At 73.8% G+C, this 18,084-nt stretch carries 12 protein-coding genes; 8 read left to right on the forward strand and 4 right to left on the reverse strand.

The annotated features are described in order from the left end of the window. Positions 1-154: 154 nt before the first annotated feature. The 6 genes from ACIRRU_RS08725 to ACIRRU_RS08750 all read left to right on the forward strand — a co-directional run bounded on the left by ACIRRU_RS08725 (position 155) and on the right by ACIRRU_RS08750 (position 7,747). Positions 155-1,210: an MBL fold metallo-hydrolase gene (locus ACIRRU_RS08725; RefSeq protein WP_403678018.1), complete on the forward strand. Its 1,056-nt coding sequence runs from the start codon at positions 155-157 to the stop codon at positions 1,208-1,210. Positions 1,211-1,674: 464 nt separating this feature from the next. After that, positions 1,675-3,021, forward strand: coding sequence for a prenyltransferase/squalene oxidase repeat-containing protein (locus ACIRRU_RS08730; protein ID WP_403678019.1), 1,347 nt, complete (start codon positions 1,675-1,677; stop codon positions 3,019-3,021). Next, positions 3,018-3,731 carry an SCO2322 family protein gene (locus tag ACIRRU_RS08735; RefSeq protein ID WP_403678021.1) on the forward strand — a complete coding sequence of 238 codons (714 nt, stop codon included), beginning with the start codon at positions 3,018-3,020 and terminating at the stop codon, positions 3,729-3,731. Before ACIRRU_RS08730 ends, ACIRRU_RS08735 begins: the two co-directional genes overlap by 4 nt. Next, on the forward strand, positions 3,728-4,942 hold the full coding sequence (locus ACIRRU_RS08740) for an energy-coupling factor transporter transmembrane component T (RefSeq protein WP_403678023.1): 1,215 nt from the start codon (positions 3,728-3,730) through the stop codon (positions 4,940-4,942). Before ACIRRU_RS08735 ends, ACIRRU_RS08740 begins: the two co-directional genes overlap by 4 nt. Further along, positions 4,939-6,675 (forward strand): ABC transporter ATP-binding protein, encoded by a 1,737-nt coding sequence (locus ACIRRU_RS08745; RefSeq protein ID WP_403678025.1) that lies wholly within the window; start codon positions 4,939-4,941, stop codon positions 6,673-6,675. Before ACIRRU_RS08740 ends, ACIRRU_RS08745 begins: the two co-directional genes overlap by 4 nt. A 73-nt stretch (positions 6,676-6,748) precedes the next feature. After that, entirely contained in the window at positions 6,749-7,747 is a 999-nt protein-coding gene (locus tag ACIRRU_RS08750) for an ECF transporter S component (RefSeq protein WP_403678027.1), read from the forward strand. A 33-nt stretch (positions 7,748-7,780) separates the two neighbouring features. Here ACIRRU_RS08750 and ACIRRU_RS08755 read toward each other — a convergent pair whose 3' ends face one another. Continuing rightward, on the reverse strand, positions 7,781-8,959 hold the full coding sequence (locus ACIRRU_RS08755) for a steroid 3-ketoacyl-CoA thiolase (RefSeq protein WP_403678029.1): 1,179 nt from the start codon (positions 8,957-8,959) through the stop codon (positions 7,781-7,783). A gap of 353 nt (positions 8,960-9,312) precedes the next feature. Between ACIRRU_RS08755 and ACIRRU_RS08760 the strand changes: the two genes are divergently transcribed. Continuing rightward, positions 9,313-10,566, forward strand: a complete 1,254-nt coding sequence (locus tag ACIRRU_RS08760; protein ID WP_403678031.1) for a cytochrome P450 — start codon at positions 9,313-9,315, stop codon at positions 10,564-10,566. 62 nt (positions 10,567-10,628) lie between these two features. On the opposite strand, the gene ACIRRU_RS08765 is transcribed toward ACIRRU_RS08760, so the two are convergent. The 3 genes from ACIRRU_RS08765 to ACIRRU_RS08775 all read right to left on the reverse strand — a co-directional run bounded on the left by ACIRRU_RS08765 (position 10,629) and on the right by ACIRRU_RS08775 (position 16,531). Then, entirely contained in the window at positions 10,629-12,872 is a 2,244-nt protein-coding gene (locus ACIRRU_RS08765; RefSeq protein WP_403678033.1) for a phosphatase PAP2 family protein, read from the reverse strand. Between the two features lie 261 nt (positions 12,873-13,133). After that, entirely contained in the window at positions 13,134-14,081 is a 948-nt protein-coding gene (locus ACIRRU_RS08770) for an alpha/beta hydrolase (protein ID WP_403678035.1), read from the reverse strand. A gap of 362 nt (positions 14,082-14,443) precedes the next feature. Then, entirely contained in the window at positions 14,444-16,531 is a 2,088-nt protein-coding gene (locus tag ACIRRU_RS08775) for a DHA2 family efflux MFS transporter permease subunit (protein WP_403678037.1), read from the reverse strand. Between the two features lie 442 nt (positions 16,532-16,973). On the opposite strand from ACIRRU_RS08775, the gene ACIRRU_RS08780 reads away from it, so the two are divergent. Beyond that, a complete protein-coding gene (locus ACIRRU_RS08780) occupies positions 16,974-17,636 on the forward strand; it encodes an HAD-IA family hydrolase (RefSeq protein ID WP_403678039.1) in 663 nt (220 codons plus the stop codon). Positions 17,637-18,084: the final 448 nt, after the last annotated feature.

Consider the following 18,084-nt stretch of genomic DNA (forward strand, 5'->3'; position numbering starts at 1 on the left):
TGACCCTTCGTCAGAACTGATACCAGTTCTCGTTTCAGGAGTCCACGGGGAGTACGGAGCGAACGGGTCCCGTACCGCGAGCACGTGGTAGACCCGGGCTACCACTGGAACGGGTTCTCGTTACAGTGGGAGTCCCGGCGGAGAGGGGGAGCCCATGGCACAGGTGACGCACGAGACGCAGGTGACCGACCACGGCGGAGGCGTCCACAGCATCAAGGTCCCCATCCCGGACAACCCCCTCGGCCACACCCTGGTCCACCTCGTCGACACCGACCGCGGGCCCGTCCTCGTCGACACCGGCTGGGACGACCCCGCCTCCTGGGACACCCTGGCCGCCGGGCTCACCGCGCTCGGCACCTCGGCCGCCGACGTCCACGGCGTCGTCATCACCCACCACCACCCCGACCACCACGGCCTCTCCGGGCAGGTACGCGAGGCCTCCGGGGCCTGGATCGCGATGCACGAGGCCGACACCGCCATCGTCCGGCGCACCCGCGACTCCGAGCCCGGCACCTGGCTCGACTACCTCACCCGCAAGCTCGCCGCCGTCGGCGCCCCCGATGAGCACCTCGCCCCGCTGCGGGCCGCCCGCGCCGACGGGCGGCCGCGGACCCTGCCCGGACTGCGCGCCGCCCTGCCCGACCGTGAGATCGTGCCCGGCGAGTTGCTGGACCTCGCCGGGCGGCGGCTGCGGGCCGTATGGACCCCCGGGCACACCCCCGGCCACGTCTGCCTGCATCTGGAGGAGCGGCATCCGGCGGGTCTGGCCGGGCACGGGCGGCTGTTCTCCGGTGATCACCTGCTGCCCGGGATCAGCCCGCACATCGGCTTGTACGAGGACCCCGACGACACCACCGTCACCGATCCGCTCGGGGACTACCTCGCCTCGCTGGAGCGGATCGGGCGGCTCGGGGTGGCCGAGGTGCTCCCCGCCCACCAGCACGCGTTCACCGACGCGGCCGGGCGGGTGCGGGAGCTGCTGGTCCACCACGAGGAGCGGCTGACCGGGCTCCTGGCACTCCTGGCCACGCCGCTCACCCCGTGGCAGCTGGCCGAGCGGATGGAGTGGAACCGGCCCTGGGAGCGGATCCCGCACGGTTCGCGGTCGATCGCCGTGTCGGAGGCCGAGTCCCATCTGCGGCGGCTGGTGAAGCTGGGCCGCGCGGAAGCCGTACCGGGCGGGCCCCCGGTCACGTACATCGCCGCGTGAGACGGCCCGGCGCGCGGCCGGGCGGGTGCGGTGTGCCGTTCGCCGCGCGGCGGGCGCCGGGGCGGTCCGCCGCGGCCTCCCGGACGACGGACCCGCCCGGGTCCGGCGGGCGCCGGTGCCGGGGACCTCGCGCAGGTCCGCGGGTCCCGGCCGGGTGCCCGTCCGCCCCGGTCCGCCGCCCCGGACCTGGTGCTACGGACCGGTAGAGTGGCCGGGTCGTCAGCATGCCCGTACAGGGGAAGCCGGTGCCCTTCGGTGCCGGCCCCAGCCGTGAACCGTCCGTCCGACGGCCGCCGGAAAGCCCTGGCCGCGGAGCGTGACGGCTCGGGTCCTTCGGTACGTCGAGGAGGGGCCCTGGGCCACCGGAACCCCGGTGGCCGGCACCGTCGAGGCATACGGGGCCGGACCCCGGTGCTCTCGTGCGCCCGGGGCGTCCGGCCCTCGCAGGAGAGGCCCAGCCCGCCATGACCGTACGCCGCAGCGCAGCCGCGCTCGCGACCACCGCCGTGCTCCTGGGCGCGGCCGCACCCGTGGCGGTCGCCGCACCGAGCCCGTCCCCGTCGGCCGAGGTGCCGCCGGGGCTCTACGGCACCACCGACCCGACCTACGACGGGGTCTGGCGGCAGTCGCTGGCGTTCCTGGCGCAGAAGATCGAGTACGTCACGCCCTCGACGCAGGCGGTGGACTGGCTGGTGGGGCAGCAGTGCGGCAGCGGCGCGTTCACGTCGTACCGGGACGCCGCCAAGCCCTGCGACGCCTCGACGGTCATGGACACCAACGCCACCGCCGCCGCCGTCCAGGCCCTCGTGGAGATCGAACAGCACCGTGAGGCCGCCGACAACGGCGCGGACTGGCTGAAGTCCGTCCAGAACGAGGACGGCGGCTGGGGCTACAACCCGGGCAGCCCGAGCGACGCCAACTCCACCGGCGTGGTGATCGGCGCTCTGGCCCGGACCGGCGTGCCGGTCAACGAGCTGACCACCGCCGACGGCAGCACGCCGTACACCGCGCTCCAGGCGCTCGGCATCCCCTGCGGGGAGAAGGACGGCGGAGCGTTCGCCTACCAGCCGGGCAAGAAGAGCGACGACGGCAACAAGGACGAGAAGGCCGACGAAGACAGCAAGGACAGCAAGAAGGACAGCAAGAGCGACAAGGATGACAAGGGCGACGACAAGGCCGGACTGGTCGCCAATCTGGACTCCTCGGCGGCCGCCGTGCTCGGGCTGCTCGGCAAGGGCATGGCCATAGGGGACGCCAACGCGGTCAAGGACCCCGTCTGCACCAAGGGCGAGGACCTCAGCCCGGAGCAGAGCGCGCAGAACGGCGCCTGGTTCCTCGCGGCCACGCTGGAGAAGACGCCGTACCTGGAACAGGCCCCGATGCCGGGCGCCGAGGACAGCGCCCCGCAGCCCGACTTCGGCAACACCGCCGACGCGGTCGTCGCGCTCGCCGCCGCCGGGCACAAGGACAAGGCCGCCGCCTCGGTGCGGTGGCTGGAGAAGAACTCCAGGACCTGGGCGAAGCAGGGCGGGCCCGCAGCGAGCGCCCAGCTGGTCCTCGCGGCGCACGCCACCGGCACCGACGCCCGGAACTTCGGCGGCGTCGACCTCGTCAAGCAGCTCAACGCGACCGGTCCCGCCCCGGCCGCCACCGCCTCCCCCTCGCCCACGCCGACCGGTGCGCAGCCCACCAGCGGCACCAGCAGCGACGACGGCGGGCTGAGCCTGGGGTGGCTGATCGGCATCGGTGTGCTGGTCGGCACGGGCATCGGCCTCCTGATCAGCATGCGCCGGAAGAAGCAGCAGCCGTGACGCGGGGCGGGCCGGTCCCGGGCGCCCCGCGCGCCGCCCTCGTCGCGCTGCTGACCACGCTGCTCGCCGCCTCGGCGGTGCTGCTGGGCGCGGGCGGCGCCGAGGCGGCCGGTTACCGCTACTGGTCCTTCTGGCAGGGCAACGGCAAGAACTGGGAGTACGCCACCCAGGGCCCGTCGGTGCTGCGCCCGGACGACGGTACGGTCCAGGGTTTCCGGTTCGCCGTGAGCGAGGACTCCGGGGACGCGGACCAGCCGCGCCGGGCCCCCGACTTCGGGGCGATCTGTGCGGGCACCCCCGCCCAGGACGGCTCCAAGCGCGTGGCGCTGGTCATCGACCCGGGTACGGAGGCGGACGCGCCGGACGGGCGGAAGCCGCCCGCCCCGCGCACGGCGTGCGCGCGGGTCGCACCGGACGCCAGCAGCGCCGAGGCGCTCGCCGCGGTGGCGAAGCCGCTGCGCTACGACAGCAGCGCCATGCTCTGCGCGATCTCCGGCTACCCGGAGTCGGGCTGCGGCGAGCAGGTGGCCGAGGACGGCGGCAGCACGAAGCCCTCCGCCCCGGCCGCCTCGTCCGCGACGCCTGGCACCGCCGACGAGGGCGACGGGAGCGGTGGGGGCGGCGGTCCTTCCGTCGGCCTGCTCGTCGGCATCGGGGCTGTCCTGCTGCTGGGCGTCGCCGCCGTGTTCCAGGCCCGTCGCCGCCGGTGACCGCCGCCCCGGCCTCCGCCCGAACGCTCGGCCGCGCTCTGCGCCCGCCGACGGCGGACCGGGGCAACGCGCTGCCCGCCGGGGCCTGGTGGCTGTGGGCGCTCGGGCTCGCCACCGCGGCCTCCCGGACGACGAACCCGCTGCTGCTCGGGCTGCTGGTGGGGGTGACCGGGTATGTGGTGGCGGCCCGGCGCACGGACGCGCCGTGGGCCCGGTCCTACGGCGCCTTCGTGAAGCTGGGGCTGTTCGTCGTGGCGCTGCGCCTGGTGTTCTCGGTCTTCCTCGGGTCGGCGATCCCCGGTTCGCACACGGTGTTCACGCTGCCCGAGGTGCCGTTGCCCGACTGGGCGCGGGGGGTGCGGATCGGCGGCCGGGTCACGGCGGAGCAGTTGGTGTTCGCGTTCTACGACGGGATGAAGCTGGCCACGCTGCTGATCTGCGTCGGCGCGGCGAACGCGCTGGCCAACCCGGCCCGGCTGCTGAAGTCTTTGCCGGGGGCGCTGTACGAGGCGGGGGTCGCCGTGGTGGTGGCGATGACGTTCGCGCCGAACATGGTGGCCGACGTGGTCCGGCTGCGTACCGCCCGGCGGCTGCGGGGCCGCCCGGCCGGCGGGGTGCGGGCGGTGGCGCAGATCGGGCTGCCGGTGCTGGAGGGGGCGCTGGAGCGGTCCGTGGCGCTGGCCGCGTCGATGGACGCGCGCGGCTACGGGCGTACCGCCCGGGTCCCGGCGGCCGTCCGGCACACCACGAACGTCCTCACCCTGGGTGGGCTGCTCGGGGTGTGCGCGGGCACGTACGGGCTGCTGGCCGCGCAGGGGGCGGTGTACGGGCTGCCGTTGCTGCTGGCCGGTCTGGTCACGGCGATGGCGGGGCTGTGGCTCGGGGGGCGCCGCTCGGTGCGCACCCGCTACCGGCCGGACCGGTGGGGGGTGCGGGCCTGGCTGGTCGCGGGCTCGGGTGCGGCGGTCGCGGCGGCGATGATCGTGGCGGGCGCGGCAGATCCGCAGGCGCTGCGCCCCGGTGTCGTGCCGCTGACCGCGCCGGTGCTGCCGCTGTGGCCCGCGGCGGCGGTGCTGGCCGGTCTGGCGCCCGCGCTGGTCGCCCCCGTACCGCCGCCGTCCCGCGGTACGGCACGCCGCGAGGCGGAACGGCGCGGGACGCAACGGCGTGGGGCGGCACAGCAGGAGCGATGCGGCGAGGAGCAGGTGTGATCAGGTTCGAGCGGGTCTCCGTGCGGTACGAGGACGCGGAGCGGCCCACGCTGTCCGGTGTCGACCTGACGGTCCCCGAGGGCGAACTCGTGCTGCTGGTCGGCCCCTCCGGTGTCGGCAAGTCGACTTTGCTGGGTACGGTCTCCGGGCTCGTCCCGCACTTCACGGGCGGGCTGCTGTCGGGCCGGGTCACGGTGGGCGGGCGGGACACCCGCACGCACAAGCCCCGGGAACTGGCTGATCTGGTCGGGACGGTGGGCCAGGACCCGTTGGCCCACTTCGTCACGGACACCGTCGAGGACGAGCTGGCGTACGGCATGGAGTCGCTGGGCCTGGCCCCGGACGTGATGCGCCGCCGGGTCGAGGAGACCCTGGACCTGCTGGGCCTGGCGGAGCTGCGCGACCGGCCGATCGCGACCCTGTCGGGCGGCCAGCGGCAGCGCGTCGCGATCGGTTCGGTGCTCACCCCGCACCCGAGGGTGCTGGTGCTGGACGAGCCGACCTCGGCGCTGGACCCGGCGGCCGCTGAGGAGGTCCTGGCGGTGCTCCAGCGCCTCGTCCACGACCTGGGCACGACCGTGCTGATGGCCGAGCACCGGCTGGAGCGGGTGGTGCAGTACGCGGACCAGGTGATCCTGCTGCCCGCCCCGGGAGCGCCCCCGGTGACGGGGCCGCCCGCCGAGATCATGAAGGTGTCGCCGGTCCGGCCCCCGGTGGCCGAGCTGGGCCTGCTGGCGGGCTGGGACCCGCTGCCCCTGTCGGTCCGGGACGCCCGGCGCGCGGCGGACGGGCTGCGGGAGCGGCTGGCGCACCTGGCGCCCCCGTCCCCGGACCGTACGGCGGCTCCTCCGCCCCCGGGTCCGGGTCCGGAGCCGGTCGCCGCGGAGCGCCCCCGCCCCGGCCGCCTCGCCCGGCTGCTCGGCCGGGGTCGCGCGGAGTCCCCGCGGACGTCCGGGAGCCCGGGGTCCGGCGATCCGGTCACCCGGGCCGACGGGCTCGGGGTGCGGCGCGGCCGGGTGGAGGCGCTGCGGCGGGTGTCGCTCACCGTGGCCCCGGGCGAGACGGTGGCCCTGATGGGCCGCAACGGAGCCGGGAAGTCCACGCTGCTGGGCGCGCTCGTCGGCATGGTCGAGCCCACCGCGGGGACCGTGCGGGTGGGCGGCCTGGCCCCGGCCCGGACGGACCCGCGGGCGATGGTGCGCCGGGTCGGCCTCGTACCGCAGGAACCGCGCGATCTGCTGTACGCGGACACCGTGGCCGCCGAGTGCGCGGCGGCGGACCGGGACGCGGGGGCGGCGGAGGGCACCTGCCGGGCGCTGGTGTCCCGGTTGCTGCCGGGGGTCGGGGACGACACCCACCCCCGGGACCTCTCCGAGGGGCAGCGCCTCGCGCTCGCCCTGGCGCTGGTGCTGACCGGTCGCCCGCCGCTGTTGCTGCTGGACGAGCCGACCCGGGGCCTGGACTACGCGGCGAAGGGGCGGCTCGTCGGCGTCCTGCGCGGGCTGGCGGCCGAGGGCCACGCGATCGTCCTGGCGACGCACGACGTGGAGTTGGCGGCAGAGCTGGCGCACCGGGTGGTGATCCTCGCCGACGGGGAGGTCGTCGCGGACGGTCCGACCGGGCGGGTGGTGGTCTCCTCCCCCGCGTTCGCCCCGCAGACGGCGAAGATCCTGGCCCCGCAGGAGTGGCTGACGGTGCCCCAGGTGCGCGGGGCGCTGGAGGCGGGCGCGTGAGAGGCACGGGGAGCGTACGGGAGCGGGCCCCCCGGCCCGTGGCGGAGCGGGACGTACGGATGCGGGGCGCGCGATGAGCGTACGGGAGCGAGCTGAGCGCGGGCGGACCGTACGGGAGCGGGCGCCCCGGCCCGTGCGGCTGGGGCCGAAGTCGGTGGCCGTGCTGCTGCTGACCGGGGCCGTCGGCGTCGTCGCCTTCGGGTGGCCGCTGCTGGCGGACGCCGGGTCCGGGCTCGCGCACGCTCGGGACGCGCCGTGGCTGTTCGCGGCGCTGCTGCCGCTGCTGGTCGCGGTGGTCGTGGCGACGATCTCGGAGTCCGGGATGGACGCGAAGGCCGTCGCGATGCTCGGCGTGCTGGCCGCGGTGGGGGCGGCGCTGCGCCCGCTGGGCGCGGGGACGGCGGGGCTGGAGCCGATGTTCTTCCTGATGGTGCTGAGCGGCCGGGTGCTGGGTCCCGGTTTCGGCTTCGTCCTCGGCTCGGTGACCATGTTCGCCTCGGCGCTGCTGACCGGTGGGGTGGGGCCGTGGATGCCGTTCCAGATGCTGTCGATGGGCTGGTTCACGATGGGCGCGGGCCTGCTGCCGGGGCGCGACCGGCTGCGCGGGCGGGCCGAGTCGGCGCTGCTGGCGGTCTACGGCTGCGGGGCGGCGTTCGCGTACGGCACGGTGATGAACCTCCAGGGCTGGACGCTCATCACGGGGCTGGGGTCGGGCATCTCGTTCGTCGCGGGCGACCCGCTGCCCGCGAACCTGGGCCGCTTCGTGGCCTACTGCGCGGCGACATCGCTGGGCTGGGACCTGGGCCGGGCGGTGCTGACGGTGGTCCTGACCCTCACGCTCGGCCCGACGCTGCTGAAGGCGCTGCGCCGGGCGACCCGGCGGGCGGCGTTCGACGCGAGCGCCGCCTTCGACGCGGGGACGGCATCCGACGCGGGGGCGGGATCCGACTCGGGGACGGCGGGAGGCCCGGGGACGGCGGGCGGGGAGCCCGGAACCGGCGGGAAGCCCGGGACGGACCGGGAGCCTGGAGCAGGCGGAGGGCGCGAGGCGCCCGGGGAACGCTCGGCGTGAGGCCCGAGGGCTCCCCGGTCGGAGAGGGGGCGCTCACAGCCGCTGGATGATCGTCCCCGTCGCCAGCGCGCCGCCCGCGCACATCGCGATCAGGGCGAACTCCTTGTCGCGGCGTTCCAGTTCGTGCAGGGCCGTGGTGATCAGGCGGGCCCCCGTGGCGCCGACCGGGTGGCCCAGCGCGATCGCGCCGCCGTTGACGTTGACCTTCTCCAGGCCGTCGAGATCCGCCTCGAACTCCCGCGCCCAGCTGAGCACCACCGAGGCGAAGGCCTCGTTGATCTCCACGAGGTCGATGTCCCGCAGCGACATGCCCGCCTTGCCGAGCACCGCCCGGGTCGCGTCGATCGGGCCGTCGAGATGGAAGTGCGGGTCGGAGCCGACCAGCGCCTGGGCGACGATCCGGGCCCGGGGCCGGAGCCCCAGAGCGCGCGCCATCCGCTTCGACGACCAGAGGATGGCCGCGGCCCCGTCCGATATCTGCGAGGAGTTGCCCGCGGTGTGGATCGCGTTCGGCATGACGGCCTTCAGCCCGGCGAGCGCCTCCATCGAGGTGTCCCGCAGCCCCTCGTCCCGGTCGACCAGCCGCCACATGCCCTGCCGGGCCGCCTGCTCCTCCTCGGTGGTCGGCACCTGCACGGCGTACGTCTCGCGCTTGAAGCGCTCCTCGGCCCAGGCGGCGGCCGCCCGCTGCTGGGAGAGGAGGCCGAGCGCGTCGACGCGCTCCCGGGTCAGGCCGCGTTTGCGGGCGATGCGCTCGGCGGCCTCGAACTGGTTGGGCAGGTCCACGTTCCACTCGTCGGGCCAGGGCTTGCCCGGCCCGTGCTTGGAGCCGCTGCCCAGCGGCACCCGGGACATCGCCTCGACGCCGCAGCTGATGCCCACGTCGATGACCCCGGCGGCGACCATGTTGGCGACCATGTGCGAGGCCTGCTGCGAGGAGCCGCACTGGCAGTCCACCGTCGTGGCGGCGGTCTCGTAGGGCAGGCCCACGGTCAGCCAGGCGGTGCGGGCCGGGTTCATGGACTGCTCCCCGGCGTGGGTGACGGTGCCGCCGACGATCTGCTCGACACAGTCGGCCTGGATGCCCGTGCGGCCGAGGAGTTCGCGGTAGGTCTCGCCGAGCAGGTAGGCGGGGTGCAGATTGGCGAGTGCGCCTGAGCGCTTGCCGATGGGGGTGCGTACGGCTTCGACGATGACGGGTTCCGCGGCCATGAGCTCGTCCTCTCCTCACCCTCCGCTGGGGCGTCCCGGCGCCCGCGGAAGGAACTAGTACGCGTTCTAGTTCTGCCAGCAGTCTCGTGACGGTGCCCCCACCGCGCAAGGGGGCGTACACACCCGCACAGGCGCGACTCCACCCCGAAACGCACGCCCCTCGCCGGGAAGTGCGCCCGCACTCCCGCCCGAAGCAACGGATCGGGCCACGGCCCTTGCCACTTGTAGAACTCGTTACTACCTTGCGGGCACATCCTGATGGGTCGTCAGAATGCCGAACAGCCCATCGGGCGGCGGCGCTTCACCGCCGGACGCCGGAGCGGAAGCCAGATGCCGGAGTGGAAGAGGTGCCCATGCGCTGCCCCCATCTGCCCGACGGGTTCGACTTCACCGACCCCGACCTCCTCCACGACCGCGTTCCGCACCCGGAATTCGCCCTGATGCGCGAGACGGCACCGGTCTGGTGGTGCGCCCAGCCCGCCAACATCTCCGGGTTCGGCGACGAGGGCTACTGGGCCGTGACGCGGCACGCCGACGTCAAGTACGTCTCCACACACCCGGAGTTGTTCTCCTCGCAGACCAACACCGCCGTCATCCGCTTCAACGAGACGATCAGCCGCGACCAGATCGACGTCCAGAAGCTGATCATGCTGAACATGGACCCGCCCGAACACACCCGGGTCCGGCAGATCGTCCAGCGCGGTTTCACCCCGCGCGCGATCCGCTCCCTGGAGAGCGCACTGCGCACCCGGGCCCGCTCCATCGTGGAGACGGCCCTCGCGTCCGCCGGCGCCGACGGCTCCTTCGACTTCGTCACCGACATCGCGGTGGAGCTGCCGCTCCAGGCCATCGCCGAACTCATCGGCGTACCGCAACAGGACCGGTCCAGGATCTTCGACTGGTCCAACAAGATGGCCGCGTACGACGATCCGGAGTACGCGATCACCGAGGAGGTCGGCGCCGAGGCCGCGATGGAGATCGTGGCCTACTCGATGAACCTGGCGGCGGCCCGCAAGGAGTGCCCGGCGAAAGACATCGTCACCCAGCTCGTCGCGGCCGAGGGCGAAGGCAACCTGTCCTCCGACGAGTTCGGGTTCTTCGTGATCCTGCTGGCGGTCGCGGGCAACGAGACGACCCGCAACGCGATCAGCCACGGCATGCACGCCTTCCTCACCCACCCCGAGCAGTGGGAGCTGTACAAGCGGGAGCGCCCCAGGACCACGGCCGAGGAGATCGTGCGCTGGGCGACCCCGGTGGTGTCCTTCCAGCGGACGGCCACCGAGGACACGGAGCTGGGCGGTCAGCGGATCCGGAAGGGCGAGCGGGTGGGGCTGTTCTACTCCTCCGCCAACAACGACCCGGAGGTGTTCGACTCCCCGGAGGCCTTCGACATCTCCCGCGACCCCAATCCGCACCTCGGGTTCGGCGGTGGCGGGCCCCACTTCTGCCTGGGCAAGTCGCTGGCCGTGCTGGAGATCGACCTGATCTTCAACGCGATCGCCGACGTCCTGCCCGGCCTGCGGCTGCTGGAGGACCCGCGTCGGCTGCGATCGGCCTGGATCAACGGCATCAAGCAGCTCCAGGTGAGCGCCGCCCCGGAGTCCTGACACCGGCCGCCGAGCGGGTGACGACGGCAGCGACGGCAGCGACGGCAGCTTGACGACAAGCCCTAGGTGTCGCCGCCCTTTCCGGCCGGTACGGGCTGCGGCTCGGAGTTCGGCCCGGAACCGGCCGGGGAGCCGGGCTCGGGGCCGGGCCCGGCGTCCGGCCCGGAACGCGGCTCGCGCTCCTCGGTCGAGGGTTTCCCGGGCCGCGACCGTACGGGCTCCGCCGCCGGTTCCCGCTCCCCGGTCGCTTCGGCGCCCCCGGTGGCCCCGGTGGCCCCGGTGGCCCCGCCGACTCTGGTGTCCCCCGTCATCCCGGCCACCCCGGCCGCGAGTTTCCGCGGCCCGGACAGCACGTACGTCAGCCCAAAGCCCAGCGCGACGACCAGCGCTCCGCCCGCCGCGTCGAGCACCCAGTGGTTGGCGGTGGCCACGATCGCGGCGATCGTGAAGAGCGGGTGCAGCAGGCCGAGTGCCTTCATCCACAGCTTCGGGGCGAGCATCACGACCACCACCCCGCACCACAGCGACCAGCCGAAGTGCAGCGACGGCATCGCCGCGTACTGGTTGGTGACGGTGGTCAGCGTCCCGTAGTCGGGCTTCGCGAAGTCCTGCACCCCGTGGACGGTGTCGATGAAGCCGAGGCCGGGCATCAGGCGGGGCGGGGCCAGCGGGTAGAGCCAGAAACCGACGAGCGCCAGGAGTGTGGCGAAGCCGATGGAGGAGCGGACCCAGCGGTAGTCGGCGGGGCGGCGCACGTACAGCACACCGAGGATCGTCAGCGGGACGATGAAGTGGAACGTGGAGTAGTAGTAGTCGAAGAACTCCCGCAGCCAGGTGATCTGCACGACCGTGTGGTTGACCCAGTGCTCGATGTCGATGTGCAGCCACTGCTCGATCGCGTGGATCTGCCGGCCGTGCTCCTCGGCTATCGGGCGGCCCGCCCGCGCGGCGAGGCGGACCTGGGCGTAGGCGTCGTAGACGACCCGGATGAGCACGAGTTCCAGCAGCAGGTTGGGGCGGGTAAAGACCCGGCGCCAGAACGGCAGGAGCGGCACGCGTCTCCAGCGCGCCGCGACCGGCTTCGCGTGGTCGGTGGGGACGGGGTGCTGCCAGTACGGCGAGGTGCGGGGCAGGAACGGGACGAGGCAGGCCGCGCCGAGCGCCGCGAGGAGCAGCACGTTGTCGCGTACGGGGTGGAGCGTCTCGATGTTCGGCAGCAGCATCGTCCCCGGCAGGGTGACGACCAGGACCACGACCGCGGGCCAGACCAGCCGGTCCGAGGCGCGCTTGCCGACCCGGCCGACGACCGCGAGGAGCACCCACAGCAGCTGGTGCTGCCAGGCGGTCGGCGCGACGGCGACCGCGACACAGCCGGTCACGGCCACGGAGAGGAGCAGCTGCCCGTCCTGGGCGTACCGCGCCGCGCGCCGCAGCCCGAAGAACGCGACGGCCGCGGCGAGCACCAGGAACAGGACGATCTCCAGGGGGCCTTCGAGCCCGAACCGGAGCAGCACCCCGTGCAGGGACTGGTTGGCCAGGCTGTCCGGCCGCTCCCCCAGACCGGCGCCCGCGAGGTGGTGCACCCAGTACGTCCACGAGTCCTTCGGCGCCACCGCCCAGGCCGCGGCCGTGGCGAGGGCGAACGTCGCGGCCGCGCTCAGCGACGCCTGCCGTCTGCCGGTCAGCCAGAGCAGGGCCGCGAACAGCAGCAGCACCGGCTGGAGGGCGGCGGCGAGGCCGACGAGGACGCCCGCCGCCCGGTGCTCCCGGACGGCGAAGGCGGCCAGCAGCACCAGCAGGACCGGCAGGATGCTGGTCTGGCCCAGGTGCAGGGCGTTGCGGACGGGCAGCGACAGCATGAGCAGGCTGATCGCGACGGGCGCGGCGAGCAGGACCGTACGGCGGCTCGCGGGCCGGGGCAGGGCGCGGGCCACGACGACCCCGAGGGCCACGACCAGCAGCAGGGAGCCGAACGTCCATACGACCCCCAGGGCCTGCTGGGCGGTGGCGGTGAGGGGCTTCAGCACCAGTACGGCGAAGGGCGTCCCGGTGAAGCGGCCGGTGTCGTAGAGCGAGCCGGTCGCGTGCAGGACGCCGTTCTCCCCGATCCAGGTGTCCAGATCGGTGAGCCGTTCTCCCGGCGGCTGCCGGAGCACCACCGCCGCCTGCCGTACCGCCAGCGCGGCCACGACCAACCAGAGGACGGCCCGGATCAGCCCGTCCCTCGCTCCCGCGGCCGCCACCGCGCTCCCGCGCACACTGTGATCCGCATTCGTCACGCTGCGCCGACCCTCCCGCCGTCCCATGCATCGCCCCTTCGAGTGGGGGTAGTGCCGGATGAAGCCTCGCATTGCCCTACGAGGTAGACACAATCAACCCCCTCTTTGCCTGACTGTCATCATGCTTTCTTCGGAAGACAGTCCGGGGCCCCTCCAGGAGGCGGTCCTGAGGGTCGGGTCGGGGTGGGCCTCGGAGGTGGCCCGGCATGGGTTCCGGAGGCGGGCGGGCAGGAGTTCCGGAGGCGGTCCGGAGGGTCGGGGCGGTCCGGAGGGTCGGGGCCGTGGCGGTCAGATGACGACGGTGGCGAGCCAGTCGGTCAGCAGCCGGTTGACCTCCTCGGGGCGCTCCTGCTGGATCCAGTGGCCGCAGCCCTCCAGCAGGTGGGCGGCGGACAGGCCGGGCAGCGTGGTGGGGAAGGCGTCGATGGCGTCGGACATCCAGGTGGTCGAGGCGTCCAGGGCACCGCCGACGAACAGTGACGGCTGCACGAGCGGGGCGCCCCGGTGGTCGGCGAGGTCCTCCCAGTCGCGGTCCATGGAGCGGTAGCGGTTGAGGGCGCCGGTCAGACCGGTGCGCTCGAACTCCGCGGCGTAGAAGTCCAGGTTCTCCTCGGTCAGCCAGGCCGGGCGGCGGCCGACGGGGAAACGGTCCCGCAGCCGGCCGCCGGGGGCGACGAAGTGCGGCTCCGGGTCCCCCGGGCCGGGCATGGTGTCGGCGGACAGGGCGGCGTAGAAGCCGGCCAGCCAGCCCCGGACGTCGGGCTCGATCTCCGCCTCGGCCCGGCCGGGCTCCTGGAAGTAGGAGACGTAGAACTCCTGAGCGGGACCGCCGACCTGGTCGAAGACGTCGGAGGGCCGGGGGCCGCCGGGCGGGGCGTAGGGGACGCTCAGCAGGGCGACGGCCCGGAAGACCTCGGGGTGGAGCAGGGCCGAGGTCGCGGCGATGTTCGACCCCCAGTCGTGGCCGACCACCACCGCGCTCTGCTCACCGAGGGCCCGCACGAGCGCCACGTTGTCCGCGACCAGGTCCAGCATCCGGTAGGCGTCGGCCGCCTCGGGCCTGGACGAGCGCCCGTAGCCGCGTACGTCGAGCGCCACCGCTCGGTAGCCCGCCGCCGCGAGGGCCGGGAGCTGGTGCCGCCACGAGTACCAGGACTCGGGGAAGCCGTGCACGAGCAGGACCAGTGGACCGGTGCCCTGTTCGACCAGGTGCAGGCGTCCGGCGGGACCCTCCACGGTGCGGTGACGGAGTACGACGGACGGCTCGGGCGACGTGGGTGCCTGGTCCGGCTTAGGTGCCTGGCCCGGCTTAGGTGCCTGGCCCGGCTTAGGTGCCTGGCCCGGCTTAGGTGCCTGGCCCGGCGTGGGTGCCTGGCCCGGCGTGGGTGCCTGGCCCGGCGTAGGTGAGTGAGGAGACCGGGGTGACTGGGGAGGCCGGGGTGACTGGTCCGGCTCGGGTGACTGGGGGGACCGGGGTGACTGGGGTGACTCGGGCGGCATGGGCTTCTCCTCGGTACGCGCGTGAGCGGACACCGGTCGATCATGCGACCCGCCGACCGTCAGACGCGATCGGAGTTGCCACTTCGGCAAACGGCGGCCTACGCCGGAGGCGGGCCGTCCCCGTGGTGCGGGTCGTGGGGCCGGTCGGCCGGGTGGTCACGGGGCGGGGCGGCCCTGAGCGGGCGCTCCTCGCGCGAACCGCTCGCCTCCGCCGTCAGCTCGGCCACCAGTTGGACCAGGTCGGTGGGGCGGTCGGGCCCCCACCAGTCGCCCAGCAGCCCGGCGAGCGAGTCCTCGCGGGCCTGCGAGAGCCGGACGACCGCCTCGCCACCGGCGTCCGTGAGGATCATCTGATGCCCCTCGCGACGGGCCAGTCCCCGCTCCTCCACCTGCCGGGCGGCCTCGGTGATGGTCCGTAGCGGGACGGGGGCGGTCTCGGCGAGGCGGGCGGGTTCGACGGTGCCGTGTCGCTTGATACGCAGCAGCAGCCAGGCGGAGGCGGGCAGCAGGTCGTACCCGGCCCGCGCGGTGATCTCCTGGTAGATCTCGCGGCGCCCCTCCCGGGTGGCGAGCACCGACAGGGCGCGTGCGCACTCGTCGTACGAGGAACGCTCCACCGGGTTCGCCGCCAGGGTCTCACTGGCGTCGGGGGCCGTCACCGAGCCCCGGAGCTTGTCCTCCCGCAGGAACCAGGCGAGGACGAACGCGAGGAGCACGACGGGGGCCGCGTAGAGGAAGACGTCCGTGATGGAGGTGGAGAACGCGTCGAGGACGGAGGGGCGCAGACCGGCGGGGAGTTCGCCGATGGTCCGGGGATCGGACGCGAGCCGGTCGGCGTCGACGTCCGCCGGCAGGGGCCGTCCCGCCAGTGCGCCGTCGAGCTTGCCGGTGAGCCGGTTGGTGAAGATCGTGCCGAAGATGGCGACACCGAACGAGGCGCCGATGGAGCGGAAGAACGTGGCGCCGGAGGTGGCGACGCCCAGGTCCTGGTAGGCGACCGCGTTCTGCACCACGAGGACGAGGACCTGCATGACGAGGCCGAGCCCGGCGCCGAAGACGAAGAAGTACAGGCTCATCTCCCAAGTGGAGCTGGCCGGGTCGAGGCGGTGGAGGAGGAGCAGGCCGACGGCGGTGAGGGCGGTGCCCGCGAGCGGGAAGACCTTCCAGCGGCCGGTACGGCTGACGATCTGGCCGGAGCCGGTGGAGGTGAGGAGCAGGCCGAGGACCATCGGCAGCATGTGTACGCCGGACATCGTCGGCGTGATGCCGTGGACCACCTGGAGGAAGGTCGGCAGGTAGGTCATCGCGCCGAACATCGCGAATCCGATGACGAAGCTGATCACGGCGACCAGGCTGAAGGTCCGGATACGGAACAGCTTCAGCGGCAGCACCGGCTCCGCCGCCCGCCGTTCGACGGCGACGAACGCGGCGAGCAGCACGGCGGCGAGCACCGCGAGCCCGATGATCCACACCGAGCCCCAGGCCCAGGTCGTGCCGCCGAGGGAGGCGATGAGGACCAGGCACGTGGCGACGGAGGCGATGAGGAAGGTGCCCAGGTAGTCGATGGTGTGCTTCTCCCGGCGGACCGGGATGTGCAGCACGGCCGCGATGACGATCAGCGCGACGACGCCGACCGGCAGGTTGATGTAGAACACCCAACGCCAGCTGAGGTGTTCGGTGAAGAACCCGCCCAACAGCGGTCCCAGCACGCTGGTCACGCCGAAGACGGCACCGAACAGCCCCTGGTACTTGCCGCGTTCGCGGGGCGTGACGAGGTCACCGACGATCGCCATCGACAGCACCATCAGCCCGCCGCCGCCGAGCCCCTGGAGGGCGCGGAAGCCGATGAGCTGGGGCATGTTCTGGGCGACACCGCAGAGGGCGGAGCCGATCAGGAAGATGACGATCGCGGCCTGGAAGAGCCGCTTGCGCCCGTACTGGTCCCCGAGCTTGCCCCAGAGCGGGGTCGCGGCGGTCGCCGCCAGCATGTAGGCGGTGACGACCCACGACAGGTGGTCCAGGCCGCCCAGCTCGCTGACGATCGTCGGCAGCGCCGTCGAGACGATGGTCTGATCGAGTGCCGCGAGCAGCATCCCGAGGAGCAGCGCGCCGATCGCCACCAGCACGGTCCGCCGGGACTGCCCGTCACCGGGGGCCAGGGGCGGCTGGCTCAGCTGCTGGGCCATGAAGACCTCCTGGGTTGCCGGGCCATGGGCGCCTCCTCGGTCCGCCGACGCGCTGCGCCGCGCTGACGGCACCTGATCCACTACACCCCCATCCTGGCCGTTCTGTGCCGTTATGGCCTGCCGAAGGCCTACGGGAGCCGCCCGCGCGCGGCGGGCCGTTGGGCCCCTCGGGGCGTACGGCAGGCCGCTGGGCCCCCGGGGCGTACGGCAGGCCGAGCCGGGGACGGGGCCAGCCGAAGCCGGGCCGGGGGCTCGCCGGAGCCGGGGCCGGGGACGGGGCCGGGGCAGGCCGATTGGCTTTCTGGTCCAGGTTTTTGTATGTTCGGGGAACAAAGTAGCTCCCGCCCGTACTCCCTGACCGGCGGGCGGGGCTGCTCTTGTACCGCCGTACCGTTGTCGCGCAGCACCGCACCACCGTCCCCCCGCGCTCTGGAGCCAGCCGATGTCGGCCACCGTCCTCACCGCACGTGCCCTTCTCCTGGACATGGACGGCACCCTCGTGAACTCCGACGCGGTCGTCGAGCGCTGCTGGCGCCGGTGGGCCCTCCGGCACGGGCTGGACCCCGAAGCCGCACTCAAGGTGGTCCACGGCCGCCAGGGGTACGCCACGATGGCCGTCCTGCTTCCGGACCGCCCTGTGGAGGAGAACTACGCGGACAACCGGGTGATGCTCGCCGAGGAGACCGCCGACGTCGACGGCGTCGTGCCGATCGGCGGGGCTCCCGCGTTCATGGCCGCGATCGCCGACCTCCCGCACGCCCTGGTGACCTCGGCCGACTCCGCCCTCGCGACGGCACGGATGGGTGCGGCCGCCCTGCCGATGCCCGCCGTCCGCGTCACCGCCGAGCAGGTCGGCGCGAGCAAGCCGGACCCCGAGGGCTTCCTCAAGGGCGCGGCGGAGCTGGGCTTCGACCCGGCGGACTGCGTGGTGTTCGAGGACTCCGAGGCGGGCATCGCCGCGGGCCGGGCGGCCGGAATGCGGGTCTTGGGTGTCGGCCCGCGCGCCGCGACTCTGGCACCGGATGCCCATGTCGAGGACCTGACGCGGGTACGGGTGGAGGCGACGGGCGACGGCTCGATCCGCCTGCACATCAGCGCGGCCTGAGCCCACCCTTAGGGCCCTGCCCGCACGTCAGCGGGGCCGGAGCGCACCAAGGCCCGATCGGTGATCCGGACCACCGCCTGAGCCACCCAGGCCACCCAGGCCACGGGACCACCAGAGCCACCAGAGCCACCAGAGCCACCAGAGCCACCAGCACGACGACACGCACGGCGCCTCCCTCCACGGGTGAGGCGCCGTCTCCATCTCCCCGCCCCACGCGGCGAGTTGGCCGAGCGCCCCGCGACGGAACGGCGAGCCACCTCCAGGCGTGAGCGAGGCCGGAGGCCGAACCCGCGCGACCGTTCCGCACGCCCCGCGCGATCCACCGCGCTCCGCACCACCCCCCCGCACACCCCTTGATGTGACGTGCACATGTCGCCACTCTGTTACCTGACGCCCACCCCACAGAAACCTGGCGTCGCCACGATGGCCGGGCTCGCCTCACCGCCTG

It is taken from the genome of Streptomyces sp. NPDC101181 (genome assembly GCF_044767975.1).
GTDB lineage: Bacteria > Actinomycetota > Actinomycetes > Streptomycetales > Streptomycetaceae > Streptomyces.

Excerpts from the sequence above, each read along its gene's own strand:
- ACIRRU_RS08750 (WP_403678027.1), top strand. The coding sequence starts at position 6,749 with ATGAGCGTACGGGAGCGAGCTGAGCGCGGGCGGACCGTACGGGAGCGG.
- ACIRRU_RS08775 (WP_403678037.1), bottom strand. The coding sequence starts at position 16,531 with ATGGCCCAGCAGCTGAGCCAGCCGCCCCTGGCCCCCGGTGACGGGCAG.
- ACIRRU_RS08755 (WP_403678029.1), bottom strand. The coding sequence starts at position 8,959 with ATGGCCGCGGAACCCGTCATCGTCGAAGCCGTACGCACCCCCATCGGC.
- ACIRRU_RS08780 (WP_403678039.1), top strand. The coding sequence starts at position 16,974 with ATGTCGGCCACCGTCCTCACCGCACGTGCCCTTCTCCTGGACATGGAC.
- ACIRRU_RS08760 (WP_403678031.1), top strand. The coding sequence starts at position 9,313 with ATGCGCTGCCCCCATCTGCCCGACGGGTTCGACTTCACCGACCCCGAC.
- ACIRRU_RS08725 (WP_403678018.1), top strand. The coding sequence starts at position 155 with ATGGCACAGGTGACGCACGAGACGCAGGTGACCGACCACGGCGGAGGC.
- ACIRRU_RS08765 (WP_403678033.1), bottom strand. The coding sequence starts at position 12,872 with ATGGGACGGCGGGAGGGTCGGCGCAGCGTGACGAATGCGGATCACAGT.
- ACIRRU_RS08730 (WP_403678019.1), top strand. The coding sequence starts at position 1,675 with ATGACCGTACGCCGCAGCGCAGCCGCGCTCGCGACCACCGCCGTGCTC.